The sequence below is a fragment of the Achromobacter sp. ACM03 genome, assembly GCF_014851665.1.
GTDB classification, from domain to species: Bacteria; Pseudomonadota; Gammaproteobacteria; order Burkholderiales; family Burkholderiaceae_B; genus Achromobacter; species Achromobacter aegrifaciens.
Window position 1 is genome coordinate 1,526,731 of record NZ_JACVAD010000002.1, and the last position, 13,508, is coordinate 1,540,238.

The following is a 13,508-nucleotide window of genomic DNA, read 5'->3' on the forward strand; positions in this document are numbered from 1 at the left end:
TTCAGGCGGCTCCCAGGATGAGTGAGCAGTGGGCGGAAAGGATGCCGCCGTCTCCGTGCACGAAGGCCAGGTTGGCGCCATCCACCTGGCGGGCATCCGCCTGGCCGCGCAATTGATGGACGGCCTCGACCGCATGGAACATGCCGCCGGCCGCGCCGGAGTGGCCATAGGACAGCAGGCCGCCATGGGTATTGCAGGGCAGGGCGCCGCCCAGGCCCAACTGGCCTTGCAGGGCGGCGGGCCCGGCTTCGCCGCGCGCAAAGAATCCAATGGATTCAAGTTCGACCAGCAAGGTGATGGTGAACGAGTCGTAGATGAGAGCGACGTCGATGTCGGCGGGCTTCAGGCCGGCCGCCGCGAACGCGCGTGCCGACGAGGCCTTGCAGCCGAAATCGACCAGGCTGGGTGCGGACACGATATGTTCGTGCGTGTGGCCCTGGCCCGCACCCAGGATCTCCACGGCACGGTGGCTGGTGTTGGTGGCAGGACGGCGGCTGACCACCAGCGCCGCGCCGCCGTCGGAAACCAGGCAGCAGTCCAGCATGCGCAGGGGCGCGCTGATCTCGCGCGAGTTCAACACGTCCTCAATGGAGATCGGCTCGCGCTTGTGGGCCTTGGGATGCCGGCCGGCATGGCGGCGGTGCTCCACGGCGATTGCTGCCAGGTGCTCGGATGTCACACCGTAATCGTGCATGTAGCGTTGCGCAACCAGCGCATAGGAAGCGGGCACGCTGATGCCGAAGGGGCGCTCGAACTGCGGGTGGCCGACCTCGGCCAGCGCCGCCACCGCGCCGTCGCGGGACAGCCCCGTCAGACGGTTGTCGCCCGCGACGACCAGGACGTGGTTGCACTGGCCGCTGGCCACCAGGGCGGCCGCCTGCATGACCATGATGCAGGCGCTGGCGCCGCCGGCCTGTATCGCGGTGCAGAAGTTCGGACTCAGGCCCGCGTATTCGCAGAACACGGAACCGAGCATCAGGTGCGGCTCGGTAAAGGAATAGGCGCACAACACGCCGTCGATGTCGCCGGGGTCCAGGCCCGCGTCGCGTATCGCGCCGAATGCCGCTTCGGCGTGCAGGCCCATGCAACTGGAACCTGGCAGTTCGCCAACGCGCGTGTCGCAGGCGCCAGTGATGTAGGCGTTCATGCTCATGCGGCGCCGTCCTTGGCGGGCTTGGCGGACCAGTTGAATGCGAGGGGCTGCTTGTCCAGGAATCGCGCCACGGCGTCGTCGTGGTAGACCGTGTGCAGAGCCAGCGCCTGGGCATGGGCCTCCAGTTCGGCCAGCGTGTTCTGGTCCAGGTTGAAGGAGCGGTTGAGTATGTTCTTCGACATGCCCAGCGCTTCGGTCGATGCGGCATGGAATCGGGCGGCAAGCGCCAATGCCTCGTCCAGCAGGGATTGCGGCGGGACGATGCGGTACAGGATGCCGAGGGCGCGCGCTTCTTCGGCGTCCACTTCGCGTGCCGAGAACACGAGTTCCTTGGCGCGCTGAAGGCCGACGATGCGCGGCAACAGGAAAAAGCCGCCCAGGTCCGGCACTAGGCCGATGCGTCCGAAAACGGCACAGAACCGCGCGCCCGGCGTGCCCAGGATGAAATCGCAGGCCAATGCCAGATTGAAGCCCGCGCCGAAGGCGGGGCCGTCCACCGCGGCAATGACGGGCTTTTCCAGATTGACCAGTTCATGGAACCAGGTGTGCAGACGGCGTATGCGATCCCGGTCCTTGTACACAGGCCGTTTGGCCTCGGACAGCGATTTCAGATCGCCGCCCGCACAGAACACGCCCTGGGCGCCCGTGATGACCACGGCTTTGACCGTGTCGTCGTCGCGCGCTTGAAGCACGGCTTCGGCCAGGCTTTGGCGCACCTCGAGATCGAAGGCGTTGCGTCGTTCGGGACGGTTCAGGGTGATGAGGAGTGTCGCGCCGCGGCGCTCGCGCAGGACATAGTCGTTCATGGCTTGAATCCCAGGCTGTTGGCGATGATGTTCTTCTGGATCTCGCTGGTGCCTTCGCCGATGATGTAGACCAGCGCGTCGCGGTGGATGCGGCCGACCGGATACTCGCGCATGATGCCGGCGCCGCCGAAGATACGGATGGCTTGCTCGCTGACCGAAACGGCGGTTTCGCTGGCGACCAGCTTGACGCGCGCGGCCGTGGCCGCGTCCAGGGTTCCCTGATCCACGCGCCAGGCGCCGTAATAGACCAGCCAGCGGGCCGCTTCGATCTGCGCCGACATCTCGGCGAGCTTGTGGCCGATGGCCTGATACTGGCCGATGCGCTTGCCGGCCACCAGACGGTCGTTGGCGTAGGCGGTGGCGGCATCAAAGGCCGCGCGCGCCATGCCCAGGGCATTGGCCGCCACGCCGACCCGGTTTTCGCTGAGCGATTCCAGGATCAGTGGATACGTGCCTTCGGTTTCGCCGAGCAGGCAATCGTCGGGCACGAAGGCGTTGTCGATGTGGATAAGCGCCGTTTCCGACGCGCGTATCCCTTCCTTCTTGAGCTTGGAAATTTCGAAGCCAGGATTGGGCAGTTCGACGATGAACAGGCTGATCGAGTCAGGACGGAGGTCGGGACTGGTGCGCGCGGCTACCAGCAGGAAGTCGGCAAAGGGCGCATTCGTGATGTAAAGCTTGCTGCCATGCAGGCGCCAACCGCCTTCAACGCGTTCGGCCCGGGTCTTCATGGCGCGCACGTTGGAGCCGCCGTCCGGTTCGCTCAGGCCGAAGCCGGCCACTTTCCGGCCGGCCAGCGCGGGCGCCAGGAAACGCGCCTTCTGCGCCGGCGTGCCTGCTTTCCATATGGGCCAGATGCCCAGATGCGTATGGGCCGACCAGGTGGAGGCGAACGCCTGGGACAGGTAACTCAGCTCTTCGCGCACGATGCAGTCGCTGATTTTGTCCAGGCCGCTGCCGCCATCGGCTTCCGGATAACGCACGCCCAGCAGGCCCAGATCGCCCCAGCGTTCAAAGACGTGCTTCGGAAAGGTTTCCTGTTCTTCAGCATCGAAGACCAGGGGGGCGAGTTCATCCTGGCAAAGCCGCCGCACGGTATCGCGGACGGCTTCGTGTTCACTGGAAAACGCAAAGCTCAAGCTCACGGATATGCTCCTTTGTCTCCGCTGGCGATGCCCGTCACCCTTGGCGTGTCGGGTATCTTTAAATTCTTTATAGAGAATAATATTCTCGTTAAAAAATATAATAGCCAGCGTTCATTGATGCGTCAATCATCGGATCAGGCGGTTTTGTCCTTGACAAGCCGGAGGGTCAATCCTAGACTCTATTCGCTATAAAGATAAATATTCGCTATACAGAATAAAGGAGACAACATGAAGACCGGATTACCCCTGCTTCAATCCTCATTCTCGTCGCGGGCGGCCAGCCTGGCTGCGGCTGCCTTTATGGCTTTGGGCTCAGGGTCGGCCCGTGCCGAGCCTGTCTACCCGTCCAAACCGATAGAGGTGATTGTGGCGTCCTCGGCGGGCGGCATCCTGGACACTATCGCGCGCACGGCCGCGCACGGCATCGAACGCCTGGGCCAGCCTGCCGTGGTCAAGAACCTGCCGGGAGGCGGCGGCACCATCGGCACGCAGGCAGTGGCGCGCGCGCCGGGAGACGGCTACACCTTGGGGGCGGTAGCGACCAGCCACGCCATCAATCCCAGCATGTATTCCAAGCTGCAGTACGACACCGCGCGCGGATTCAGCAACATTACGCAAATGGTGGAGCTGACCAACTTCCTGGTCGCCAATCCTGCGGTCCCCGCGTCCAACCTCAAGGAGTTCATCGCGCTGGCAAAGTCCAAGCCAGGCACCCTGACATACGGCTCTGCGGGCGTCGGACAATCCAATCATCTTTCAGGCGAGTTGCTGCAGCAGGCCGCCGGCATCAAGCTGGTGCATGTGCCTTACCGGGGCAGCGCACAGGCGTTGACGGATCTGCTCGGCGGGTCGCTTTCGGTGATGTTCGTCGACGCGCTTTCGGCCGAACCCTATGTAAAGTCAGGAAAGCTGAAGCTGATCGCGATTACCGGATTGGAGCGGTCGCCGGCCTATCCCGACTATCCCACGCTGAATGAATCCGGCTTGCCGGGGTTCAACGGCAATACCTGGCTCGGCCTGGTTGCGCCTGCCGGCGTGCCCAAGAACATCGTCGACAAATTGCAGGGAGCGGTGCGCGCGGAGTTCGAGGATCCCGTCGTGCGCAAGCGTCTGCTGGGGCAGGGCGTCATTCCGGTAGCTTCCGCGCCGAAGGCTTTCAGCGAGTTCCTGGACGGCGAGATGAAGCGCTGGGACCAGGTCATCAAGACGGCGGGCATCGATGCGAACTGAAATGATGGAAGACATGAACATCGTGGGCGGCGCGTCACCGCAGGCGCTGGCAGGGGCGGCGCGCGCGGCCGCCGTGCTGGAGGCGCGCAGCGTGGCCATCGTGGGCGCTTCAGCCGATCCGGGGAAGATCGCCGGCCGACCTTTGGCCTACATGCTGTCGCGCGGCTTTGTCGGCAAACTGTTTCCGGTCAATCCGACGCGCGATCAGGTGCAGGGTCTCAAGAGCTATCCCTCGTTGGCCGCGATAGGCGAGCCGGTGGATCTGGCCATAGTCGGTACGCCGGCGGGGCTGGTCGAGGATGTGATCCGCGAGGGCGCGGCCGCGGGCGTCAAGGCGTTCGTCGTGTTTTCTTCGGGCTTTTCCGAAACGGGCGAAGAAGGCGCGGCGCTGCAACGCAGGCTGGGCGAACTAGCGCGGGCCCAAGGCGTCACGATACTCGGCCCCAACTGCCTGGGCGTGGCCAATAGCGCCACCGGACTCATCGCCTCGTTCACCACCGCACTGGAGGAAACGCCAATCAAGCAGGGCGGCTTCGCCTTCGTCAGCCAGAGTGGCGCGTTGGGCGCGTACTGGATGGACATCTGCCTGCGTTCTGGCCTGGGATTCAGCAAATGGATCACCACCGGCAATGAGTGCGACATGGATGCGGCGTCGGCCATTGCCTATCTTGCCGACGATCCGCAGACGCGCGTCATCGGACTTTACGTCGAGGATATCCGCGATTCCCTGGCGTTCCGACGGGCGCTGCTGCGCGCGGCGGCAGCCGGGAAGCCGGTCATCGCGATCAAGGCGGGCCGCTCGCAGGCGGGCGCGGCGGCTGCTGCTTCGCATACGGGAGCGCTGGCCGGCGACGATGCCCTGTATGACGCCTGCCTGCGTCAGCATGGCGCGCTGCGGGTGGATTCGCTGGGCCAGATGATGGATGTGGCCCGGCTGTTCCTGTTCGACAGCGTGCCGCAGGGCAAGCGCTTGGCCGTCATGTCCGTGTCGGGAGGCGCGGGCGTGCTCATCGCGGACGAAGCCGAACGCTGGGCGCTGGAGCTGCCCGCGCTTGCGCCGCAGACGGCCCAGGCGCTGGCGCCGGTGTTGCCTTCCTTCGTCAAGGCGGCCAATCCGCTGGACCTGACCGGCAATGTGGTGCAGGACACCGCCAGCATTTCAAGGGCGCTGGAGGCCGTGGCGCGAGACCCGGGCAACGACGCCATCGTGCTGTTCGTTGGCCTGATGCACAGCATCGCCACGGCGTTTACCGACGCCATCGCCCAGGCGCGCCAGCGTACCCATCGTCCCATCGTGGTGATCTGGATCGGCGCCAAGGAAGAGTCGGTGAGTGTGCTGGAGCAGGCGCGCATACCCGTGTTCCGCGATATCCCGCCCGCGGTTGCAGCCCTGGGCGCTGCTGTGCGTCTGAACGGCTTGCGCCATGCGGCGCTGACGGCGCCGGCGTTGCCGGCACTCCGGTGCGATGCGATGCCGGCCGCTAGTATCGCGTTTCTGCTTGAGTGGGACAGCAAGGCGCTATTGCGCGAACTCGGAACCGCCGGCATCCCCGACGGCGTGCTGGTGGACGGCGATATGCCCGACCGCTTGCCCGCGCCCTTGGCTTACCCCGTCGTCGCCAAGCTGCAGGCCAGTACTGTCCTGCACAAGAGCGACATAGGCGGCGTGGTGCTCGGCATCATGGACGACGAGCAATTGCGAGCAGCCCTGCTGCGCCTGCGCGCAATCGCCAGCGACAGGGGCATCGACGCGAGGGGCATCCTGCTCGAATCCATGCAGCGCTTCGACCACGAATTGCTGCTGGGCCTACGCCGCGACGTCCGATTCGGCCCCACCTTGACGCTGGGCCGCGGCGGGGTGGAAGTGGAGCTCGATCCCGACGTGGTCTGCCGTTTGCTGCCGCTGGACGCACAAAGCATCCAGGAAATGATCGAGGGCCTGCGCTCGGCCAAGCTGCTGCAGGGGTTTCGGGGGCGCGGCGCCGTTGACCTGCCAGCTCTGGCTCGGCAGATTGCGGGGTTGTGCGAAGCATTCCTGGCGCGGCCGGACCTGGCGGAAATCGAGATCAATCCGCTGGCAGTGGGCGAGGGGCAGGCCTGGGTGCTCGATGCGGTCGTGAGCAGGTTCGAATGACGGCATCCTCGCACCATGTGCTGGTTCACGACGCCGCTGGCGTCCGTACGCTGATCCTGGACCGTGCGGCCAAGGCCAACGCCCTGAACGTGGAAATGCTCGACGTGTTGCGGCGCGCGATTGAAAGCGCCCCGGCCGCAGGGATTGGGCTGATCGTTCTCCGCAGCGCTTCGCCCTCCCTGTTCTGTGCCGGCGGCGATATCGAGGAGTTCGTCCGCAGTGCTGCGTTGTTGCAAGCGCAGGGGCAGGGCCTGCGTGAACTGATGGCCGCCATGGCGCGCTCTCCGGCTCCCGTCCTGGCTGTCGCCCGAGGCAAGGCGGCGGGGGCCGGCGTCATCCTGCTGGCGATGACGGACATCGTCATTGCCTCGGCGGACCTCACGCTCGCGTGCCCGGAAATCGCTTTCAACATGTACCCCGTCATGGTCCAGACCGCGCTGGAAACCAAGATCAGCGGCGCGCGGGCCCGCCAGTTGTGCCTCAGCGGCCAACTGCTGAAGGCCGAGCCCGCCCGCGACCTGGGACTGGTGACCGATGTGTTGCCGGCCGAGGACTTCGAGCGGCTTTCCGCCGAGCGCCTGGCGTTCTACATCGCGCGCCGCGAGGCGCTGGTCATTGCCCGCAAGGCGCGTTTGTTGCTGGAGCCGCCCGATTGCGCCGTCGGACGCATCGAAGCGCTCGAGCCCCTGATGCACGAAAACTTCGCCAGGCCCGGCGTGCAGGAAACCATACGCGGCTATCTTTCCAGCATGCGCGCCAGGCGCTCCGGTTGATATGCCCGCCGGGTTTGTGCGGGCAGGCGCTCTATGCCACAATTTTTGATCTTTTCTATCCAGAGAAATTCTCTGTCTTCAGAATGACGACCGAACAACCGGAAAAACTCGTAGGTGCTCTCGTGGGCGGATTACGCGTCCTGCGCTACCTGAGCGCGGCGCCCTCGGGCGTGGGGGTCACCCGCGTGGCGCGCGACCTGCAACTCAATTCCAGCACTTGCTACAACTTCCTCAAGACGCTGGTATATGAAGGCCTGGTGTCGTTCGATGAAGCCACGAAAACCTATTCCATCGCGTTGGGGCTGGTCGAGCTCGCCAAGGGCGCGCTGGAGCAGGGATCCTACGTGCGGCTGGTGCATCCGCATTTGCGCGATATCGCGCGCAGCCACGGCGTGACTGCGACGCTCTGGCAGCGCACGTCCAATGAGCGCGTAGTGCTGGTGGACCGTGCCGACACCGACAGTTCGGTGCGCGTGCACATGAGCGTGGGCCAGCGACTGCCCATGTACATCGCGGCGCTGGGCCGCTGCATGGCGGCCCATTCCGGGCTGGATGACAAGGAATTGCGGCAACGTTTCGACAACCTGAGGTGGGACGACAAGCCGCCTTTCAAGGACTATATGGAAGGCGTGCGCGACGCCCGTGAAAAGGGTTACGCGGTGGACGCCGGCAACTACGTCAAAGGCGTCAGCACGGTTTCCGCCGCGGTGCTCGACGAATTCGGCAAAGCCGCCATGGCCATCAGCGCCGTTGGCTTCAGCGCCCAGGTTTCGGGCGAGGCGCTCGAGCGCCTGGGCGTTGACCTGCGCGACCGCGCCGCGCTGATCTCCCGCGCACTCTCGGGCGGCCGCGCCTGATTCCCCACCGCTGACGCCACGCTGCCCGTGTCGCCGTGCGGGCAGCGCGGCCGCTGCCCCTTCCAGCGCGGGAAAACTCCCTGAAAAACCCGATTGACGTTCTCGAGAACCTTTGCTTATGATTCATCTAACCGTACGGTTAGTAAATTAACTGACCGATAACTTATATGTAACAGCATGGCGCCAAGGCAGGCGGCGTGGAATCAAAAATAGCGGTTGTTACGAGGAGGCAATGGTGGCTAGCGCCAACAAAGAGCAGTTGCTGGACGCATACCGGCGCATGTTGCGCATCCGGCTGGCCGAGCTCAGGCTCGGACGCTTGTTCGCGGACGGGGAGGTGCCCGGCTTCATCCATCTGAGCATCGGCCAGGAGGCCGTCGCCGCTGCGATGGGTATGGTGCTGCGGGCGGACGATACCGTCGCCTCGACCCACCGTGGCCATGGTCATGCCCTGGCCAAGGGCATCGACATCGAAGATTTCTTCCTGGAGCTGATGGCACGCGAAGAGGGTATCTGCAAGGGCCGTGGCGGTTCGATGCATGTCGCCAACCTGTCCATCGGCATGCTGGGCGCCAACGCCATTGTCGGCGCCAGCATACCGATAGCCCTGGGCAGCGCACTGGCCCATCAGGTGCAGAAAAAGGACTGCGTGGCGGTGGCCTTCTTTGGCGACGGCGCCATGGCCGAAGGCGTGCTGCATGAAAGCCTCAACCTGGCTGCGCTGTGGCGCCTGCCGTTGCTGTTCCTGTGCGAGAACAATGGTTGGGCCGAGTTTTCTCCCACCCACAAACAGTTCGTGGCGCCGCTGGACAAGCTATCGGCCGCCTTTTCCATTCCCCACGAAAAAATCGACGGCAACGACGTGTTGGGGGTGGCCGACGCCGCCAGCGCGGCCGTGGCGCGCATACGCGCCGGTGAAGGTCCGCGGGTGCTGGAGTGCATCACTCACCGTTGGCGCGGCCACTATGAAGGGGATCCCCAGAAGTACCGCCCTTCCGAAGAGATCGAGGGCCTGGGCGAGCATGATCCGGTAGCGCGCTTCGAAGCGGTGCTGGATCAGAACGGGGTCGCCAAGGCGCAGCGCGAACAGGCGTTCGAGGAGGTCCAGGCCCAGGTCGAACGCGCGGTCGAACGCGCGCGCCTGGGGCGCCAGCCCGTGTGGGAGGACGCGCGCAATGATGTCTACACCATGAACGAGGCGAACTGAGATGGCTGAACTACGTTTTGCCCATGCCATCAACCGCGCGTTGGCCGAGTGCATGGAGGAGGATCCCACGGTCTTCCTGTTCGGCGAAGACATCGCCGAAGCCGGAGGGCCGTTCGGCGTCACGCGCGGGCTGCATGCCCGTTTTGGCCCGGACCGCATCCGCGATACGCCGATTTCCGAAGCCGCCATGGCCAACGCGGCAGTGGGAGCGGCTCTGTCCGGTCTGCGTCCCGTGCTTGAAATCATGTTCATGGACTTCATGACGCTGACCATGGACGCGCTGGTCAACCAGGCGGCCAAGGCTCGCTACATGTTTGGCGGGCAGGCCAGTGTGCCCATGGTGGTGCGCACCCCGCATGGCGGCGGCATCAGCGCGGGGCCGCAGCATTCCCAATGCCTGGAAGCATGGTTTGCCCACATTCCGGGCCTGAAAGTGGTGTGCCCCAGCAACCCCGCCGATGCTTATGGCCTGCTGAAGTCAGCCATTCGCGATCCGGACCCGGTGGTGTTCGTGGAGAACAAGGCCTTGTATGCCCTCAAGGGCGAGGTGGCCGATGATGCCGGACCGATACCGCTGGGCCGCGCCCGGGTTGCACGCCCGGGCCGAGACCTGACCGTGGTGAGCTACGGCGCGACCGTGCACAAGGCCTTGCGGGCCGCCGAGGCCCTGGTTGCCGATGGCATCGAGGCCGAGGTGCTGGATCTGCGCAGCATCCAGCCCTGGGACGAACAGGCGGTGCTGGCATCGCTCAAACGCACCCATCGGCTGCTCATCGTGCACGAAGCCGTGGAGGCATTCGGGGTCGGCGCCGAGATCGCTGCACGAATGGCGGACATAGGTTTTGACGAACTCGACGCGCCCATCGCTCGTGTCGCGGCGCCCTTCGTTCCGGTGCCATTCGCTCCATCGCTCGAAGAACAGTACCAGCCCCAAGAGGCCGATGTCATAGCCGCCGCGCGCAAGCTCTGCGCGTGAACCCAGGAGACAGCATGAACGAACCCAGCATTCTTGCCGAAGTCCGCAATCGCGTCGGCATCATCACCATCAATCGGCCGAAGGTGCACAACGCGCTGGACATTCCAACCTTGATCGAACTGGAACGGGCTTTCGCAGCATTGGAAGCCAGCGACGACTGCCGCGTCATCGTCATCACGGGCGCCGGCGATAAGTCCTTTGTGGCGGGAGGCGACCTGGCCGACCTGAATTCACGCCAGGGGCTGGCGCACTACCAGGAGTTCGCCGAGGATATCCATCGCGTGTTCCGGCGCATCGAAGTCAGCGACAAGCCGACGATCGCTGCGGTCAACGGCTGGGCGTTGGGCGGCGGCACCGAGCTGCTCCTGGCCATGGACCTGCGCATCCTGGCCGATAGCGCCATGATTGCGCTGACCGAGATAAACCTGGGCCTGTTCCCGGGGGCGGGCGGTACGCAGCGCATTATCCGGCAGGTCGCGCCTTGCCTGGCCAAGGAGCTGATGTACACGGGCGGGCGCATCAGCGCCGCCGATGCGGTGCGCATGGGCCTGGCCAACCGCGCAGTTCCGAAAGACGAACTCATGGCGCAGACTCTGGCGCTGGCGGAGCAGATAGCAGGCAAGTCGCCGCTGGTGTTGAAGCTGCTCAAGCGCACGCTGCGCGACGGCGCCGACATGCCCCTGGCCAATGCGCTGGCGCACGAGCAAGCCATGATAGGCCTGGTGCTGGACACGCGCGACGCGCATGAGGGCATCGGTGCATTCCTTGAAAAGCGCGAAGCGCGCTTCGCGGGGCAATAGCCCATGGGCGCGCTGAATGACCTGCTGATGCCCAAGCTCGGCCTGACCATGACCGAGGGCATGTTGATCGAATGGAGCGTGGCCGCTGGCGACCAGGTCAAGGCTGGCGATCCCTTGTTCGTGGTGGAGACCGACAAGGTCGCCAACGAAATCGCGGCGGAGGCAGACGGGCAGATTGGCGAGATCCTGGTGCAGGCGGGCGAAACCGTTCCCGTCGGCGCTGTGGTCGCGCGTTGGACGGGCCCGGGCCAGCGGGCGGAGCAGGAACCCGGCCTTGCTGCCAGGGAGGAGGCAACCGTCATGACCAAGCCGGCCGTGCCGGCGTGCGTCGAGCCGGCGCCAGTCGTGGGCGGCCGCATCGTGGCCACGCCGCTGGCGCGGCGCCTGGCCCGTGAACTGGACGTGGATCTGGCGAAGGTCGGCGGCACGGGGCCTGGCGGACGCATCAAGGCGGCCGATGTGCGCCAGGCGGGAGCGCCGGCGGCGCTGGCGAAGAGCGCCGACGAACTGACGGTTGCGGCAAAGGACGTCGGCCAGCGAGTCACCGCCAGCGGGCTGGTGCAGTCCATGGCCCGCCGCATGACGCAAGCCAAGCAGGTACCTCATTTCTATCTCTCGGCCGAAGCGGAAGTCAGCGAGCTGCTCGCCTTGCGCGGCCGGTTGAATGGCCAAGCTGACGCACCCCGGTTGACCTTGAACCACTTCGTCATCGCCGCGGTGGCGCGGGCGCTCGAGGCCTTGCCGCAACAGAACCGCATCTGGAACGACGACCATATCGTGCAGTTCCAGGCCATTGACGTCGGTGTGGCGGTCACGACCGAGCGCGGGCTGATGGCGCCCGTCCTGCACGGGCTGGCAGGCGCCACGCTGGACGGCATCGCACGGCAGTCGGATGCATTGCTCGAACGCGTGCGCTCGGGCAATGCCACCCGTGAGGACATGAGTGGCGGCGCCATCTCGATTTCCAACGCGGGCATGTTCAACGTCACATACATGACGCCCATCATCAACCCGCCCCAGTCCGCGATCCTGGGCGTGGGCAGCATTCGCGAGATATTCCGGCCCGACTCGCAAGGCGCGCCCGCGCTGCGGCGCGAAATGGGCTTGGCGCTGGCAGCGGACCATAGGCTGCACGACGGTGCGGGCGCACTGAAATTCCTCAATCACGTCATCGAATTGCTGCAGGACCCCTACCGGCTGCTGCGTACCCATACTCAAGGATAGATCACATGGACTTTTCGCTTTCGGACGAACAGAAGCTGATAGTCGAGACCGCGCGCCGCATTGGTGAAACGTATGGCGTGGAATACTGGTACGAACAGGATCGCAAGAACGCGTTCCCCCAGGCGTGCTGGCAAGCCATTTGCGAGGCCGGCCTGGCAGGCGCGGCGCTGCCCGAGGAACATGGCGGATCCGGCCTGGGCATGGTGGAGTTGGCGCTCATCGTCGAGGAACTTTCCGCAGGCGGCGGCGGTTCGACGCTGGGCCAGCTATTCATGATCAATCCCATCTTCGGCGGCGTGCCGATTTCCAGGTTCGGCAGCGAGCAGATGAAGCGCGAATTGCTGCCCGGCCTGACCAGCGGCAAGATCAACTTCTGCATGGCGCTTACCGAACCCGATGCCGGCACCAACACGCTGGCCATGAAGAGCTTCGCCGCTGCCCAGCCCGATGGCAGCTGGCGCCTGGATGGACGGAAGATCTGGATCACCGCCGTGGATGCCGCGCAGAAGATGCTGGTCGTGGCGCGCACCGCCAAACCCGTCGAAGGGGCGCGGCCAACGGACGGTATCTCCATGTTCATGATCGACGTCGAACGCGAGGGCCTGAGTTACTCGGCCATCGATAAGGTGGGCACCCAGACGCTCAGCGCATGTTCGGTGTTCTTCGACAATGTCCGCATCGAAGCACATGAACTGGTGGGCACGCTGGACAAGGGCTTTCGCGAATTGCTGGACGTGCTCAATACCGAGCGCATCGTGACGACTGCCAGCCTGGTCGGCGCGGGCAGGTTGGCGGAGCGCCTGGCGGTGCAGTACGCGAACGACCGCAAGGTGTTTGGCGGCAAGCCCATCAGTGCATACCAGGGTCTGCAATTCCCCCTGGCGCAATCGCATGCGGAACTGCAGTGCGCGCGGCTCATGAACCTGAACGCGGCCTCTCTGTGCGACCAGGGCTTGCCCTATGGCACCGAGGCCAACATTGCCAAGCTGATAGGCTCCCAGGCTGCCAGCCATGCCATCGAACGCAGCATGCAGACGATGGGCGGCATGGGCTATGCGCGTGAATTCCATGTGGAGCGCTTGTGGCGCGACGCCAGGCTGTTCAAGTTCGCGCCAGTGTCGGAAGAAATGATCCTGAACTACATCGCCATACACGATCTCGGCATGCCGAAGTCATACTGAAGCGCCAGAATCGAGACGCGGG

General features: G+C 64.9%; 12 protein-coding genes. 9 read left to right on the forward strand and 3 right to left on the reverse strand.

Translation table 11 applies throughout. The annotated features are described in order from the left end of the window. Nucleotide 1: 1 nt before the first annotated feature. Genes IB257_RS15300 through IB257_RS15310 form a run of 3 tightly spaced genes read right to left on the reverse strand, consistent with a single transcriptional unit; the run spans nt 2 to nt 3,104 of the window. Nucleotides 2–1,153 (reverse strand): thiolase family protein, encoded by a 1,152-nt coding sequence (locus IB257_RS15300; protein WP_119450626.1) that lies wholly within the window; start codon nt 1,151–1,153, stop codon nt 2–4. After that, nucleotides 1,150–1,959: an enoyl-CoA hydratase/isomerase family protein gene (locus IB257_RS15305; protein ID WP_175161589.1), complete on the reverse strand. Its 810-nt coding sequence runs from the start codon at nt 1,957–1,959 to the stop codon at nt 1,150–1,152. The genes IB257_RS15300 and IB257_RS15305 overlap by 4 nt, the downstream gene beginning before the upstream one ends. Next, entirely contained in the window at nt 1,956–3,104 is a 1,149-nt protein-coding gene (locus IB257_RS15310) for an acyl-CoA dehydrogenase family protein (RefSeq protein WP_119450627.1), read from the reverse strand. Before IB257_RS15310 ends, IB257_RS15305 begins: the two co-directional genes overlap by 4 nt. A 228-nt stretch (nt 3,105–3,332) precedes the next feature. Here IB257_RS15310 and IB257_RS15315 point away from each other — a divergent pair, with 228 nt between their 5' ends. From IB257_RS15315 to IB257_RS15355, 9 genes are all read left to right on the forward strand, one after another. Beyond that, complete coding sequence (locus IB257_RS15315) at nt 3,333–4,334, forward strand: tripartite tricarboxylate transporter substrate binding protein (RefSeq protein ID WP_054457858.1); 1,002 nt, start codon at nt 3,333–3,335, stop codon at nt 4,332–4,334. Beyond that, nucleotides 4,324–6,468 carry an acetate--CoA ligase family protein gene (locus tag IB257_RS15320; protein WP_370540108.1) on the forward strand — a complete coding sequence of 715 codons (2,145 nt, stop codon included), beginning with the start codon at nt 4,324–4,326 and terminating at the stop codon, nt 6,466–6,468. Before IB257_RS15315 ends, IB257_RS15320 begins: the two co-directional genes overlap by 11 nt. Next, on the forward strand, nt 6,465–7,241 hold the full coding sequence (locus tag IB257_RS15325) for an enoyl-CoA hydratase/isomerase family protein (protein ID WP_054457856.1): 777 nt from the start codon (nt 6,465–6,467) through the stop codon (nt 7,239–7,241). Before IB257_RS15320 ends, IB257_RS15325 begins: the two co-directional genes overlap by 4 nt. A gap of 83 nt (nt 7,242–7,324) precedes the next feature. Beyond that, complete coding sequence (locus IB257_RS15330; protein ID WP_054457855.1) at nt 7,325–8,098, forward strand: IclR family transcriptional regulator; 774 nt, start codon at nt 7,325–7,327, stop codon at nt 8,096–8,098. Between the two features lie 235 nt (nt 8,099–8,333). Further along, nucleotides 8,334–9,305: a thiamine pyrophosphate-dependent dehydrogenase E1 component subunit alpha gene (locus IB257_RS15335; protein ID WP_175182009.1), complete on the forward strand. Its 972-nt coding sequence runs from the start codon at nt 8,334–8,336 to the stop codon at nt 9,303–9,305. Between the two features lies 1 nt (nt 9,306). Beyond that, a complete protein-coding gene (locus IB257_RS15340; RefSeq protein WP_175181983.1) occupies nt 9,307–10,281 on the forward strand; it encodes an alpha-ketoacid dehydrogenase subunit beta in 975 nt (324 codons plus the stop codon). 14 nt (nt 10,282–10,295) lie between these two features. Beyond that, a complete protein-coding gene (locus tag IB257_RS15345; RefSeq protein WP_119450631.1) occupies nt 10,296–11,081 on the forward strand; it encodes an enoyl-CoA hydratase/isomerase family protein in 786 nt (261 codons plus the stop codon). Nucleotides 11,082–11,084: 3 nt separating this feature from the next. After that, nucleotides 11,085–12,305, forward strand: coding sequence for a dihydrolipoamide acetyltransferase family protein (locus tag IB257_RS15350; protein ID WP_192492508.1), 1,221 nt, complete (start codon nt 11,085–11,087; stop codon nt 12,303–12,305). A 5-nt stretch (nt 12,306–12,310) separates the two neighbouring features. Next, nucleotides 12,311–13,486 (forward strand): acyl-CoA dehydrogenase family protein, encoded by a 1,176-nt coding sequence (locus IB257_RS15355; RefSeq protein ID WP_175161576.1) that lies wholly within the window; start codon nt 12,311–12,313, stop codon nt 13,484–13,486. The last annotated feature ends 22 nt before the right edge of the window (nt 13,487–13,508 follow it).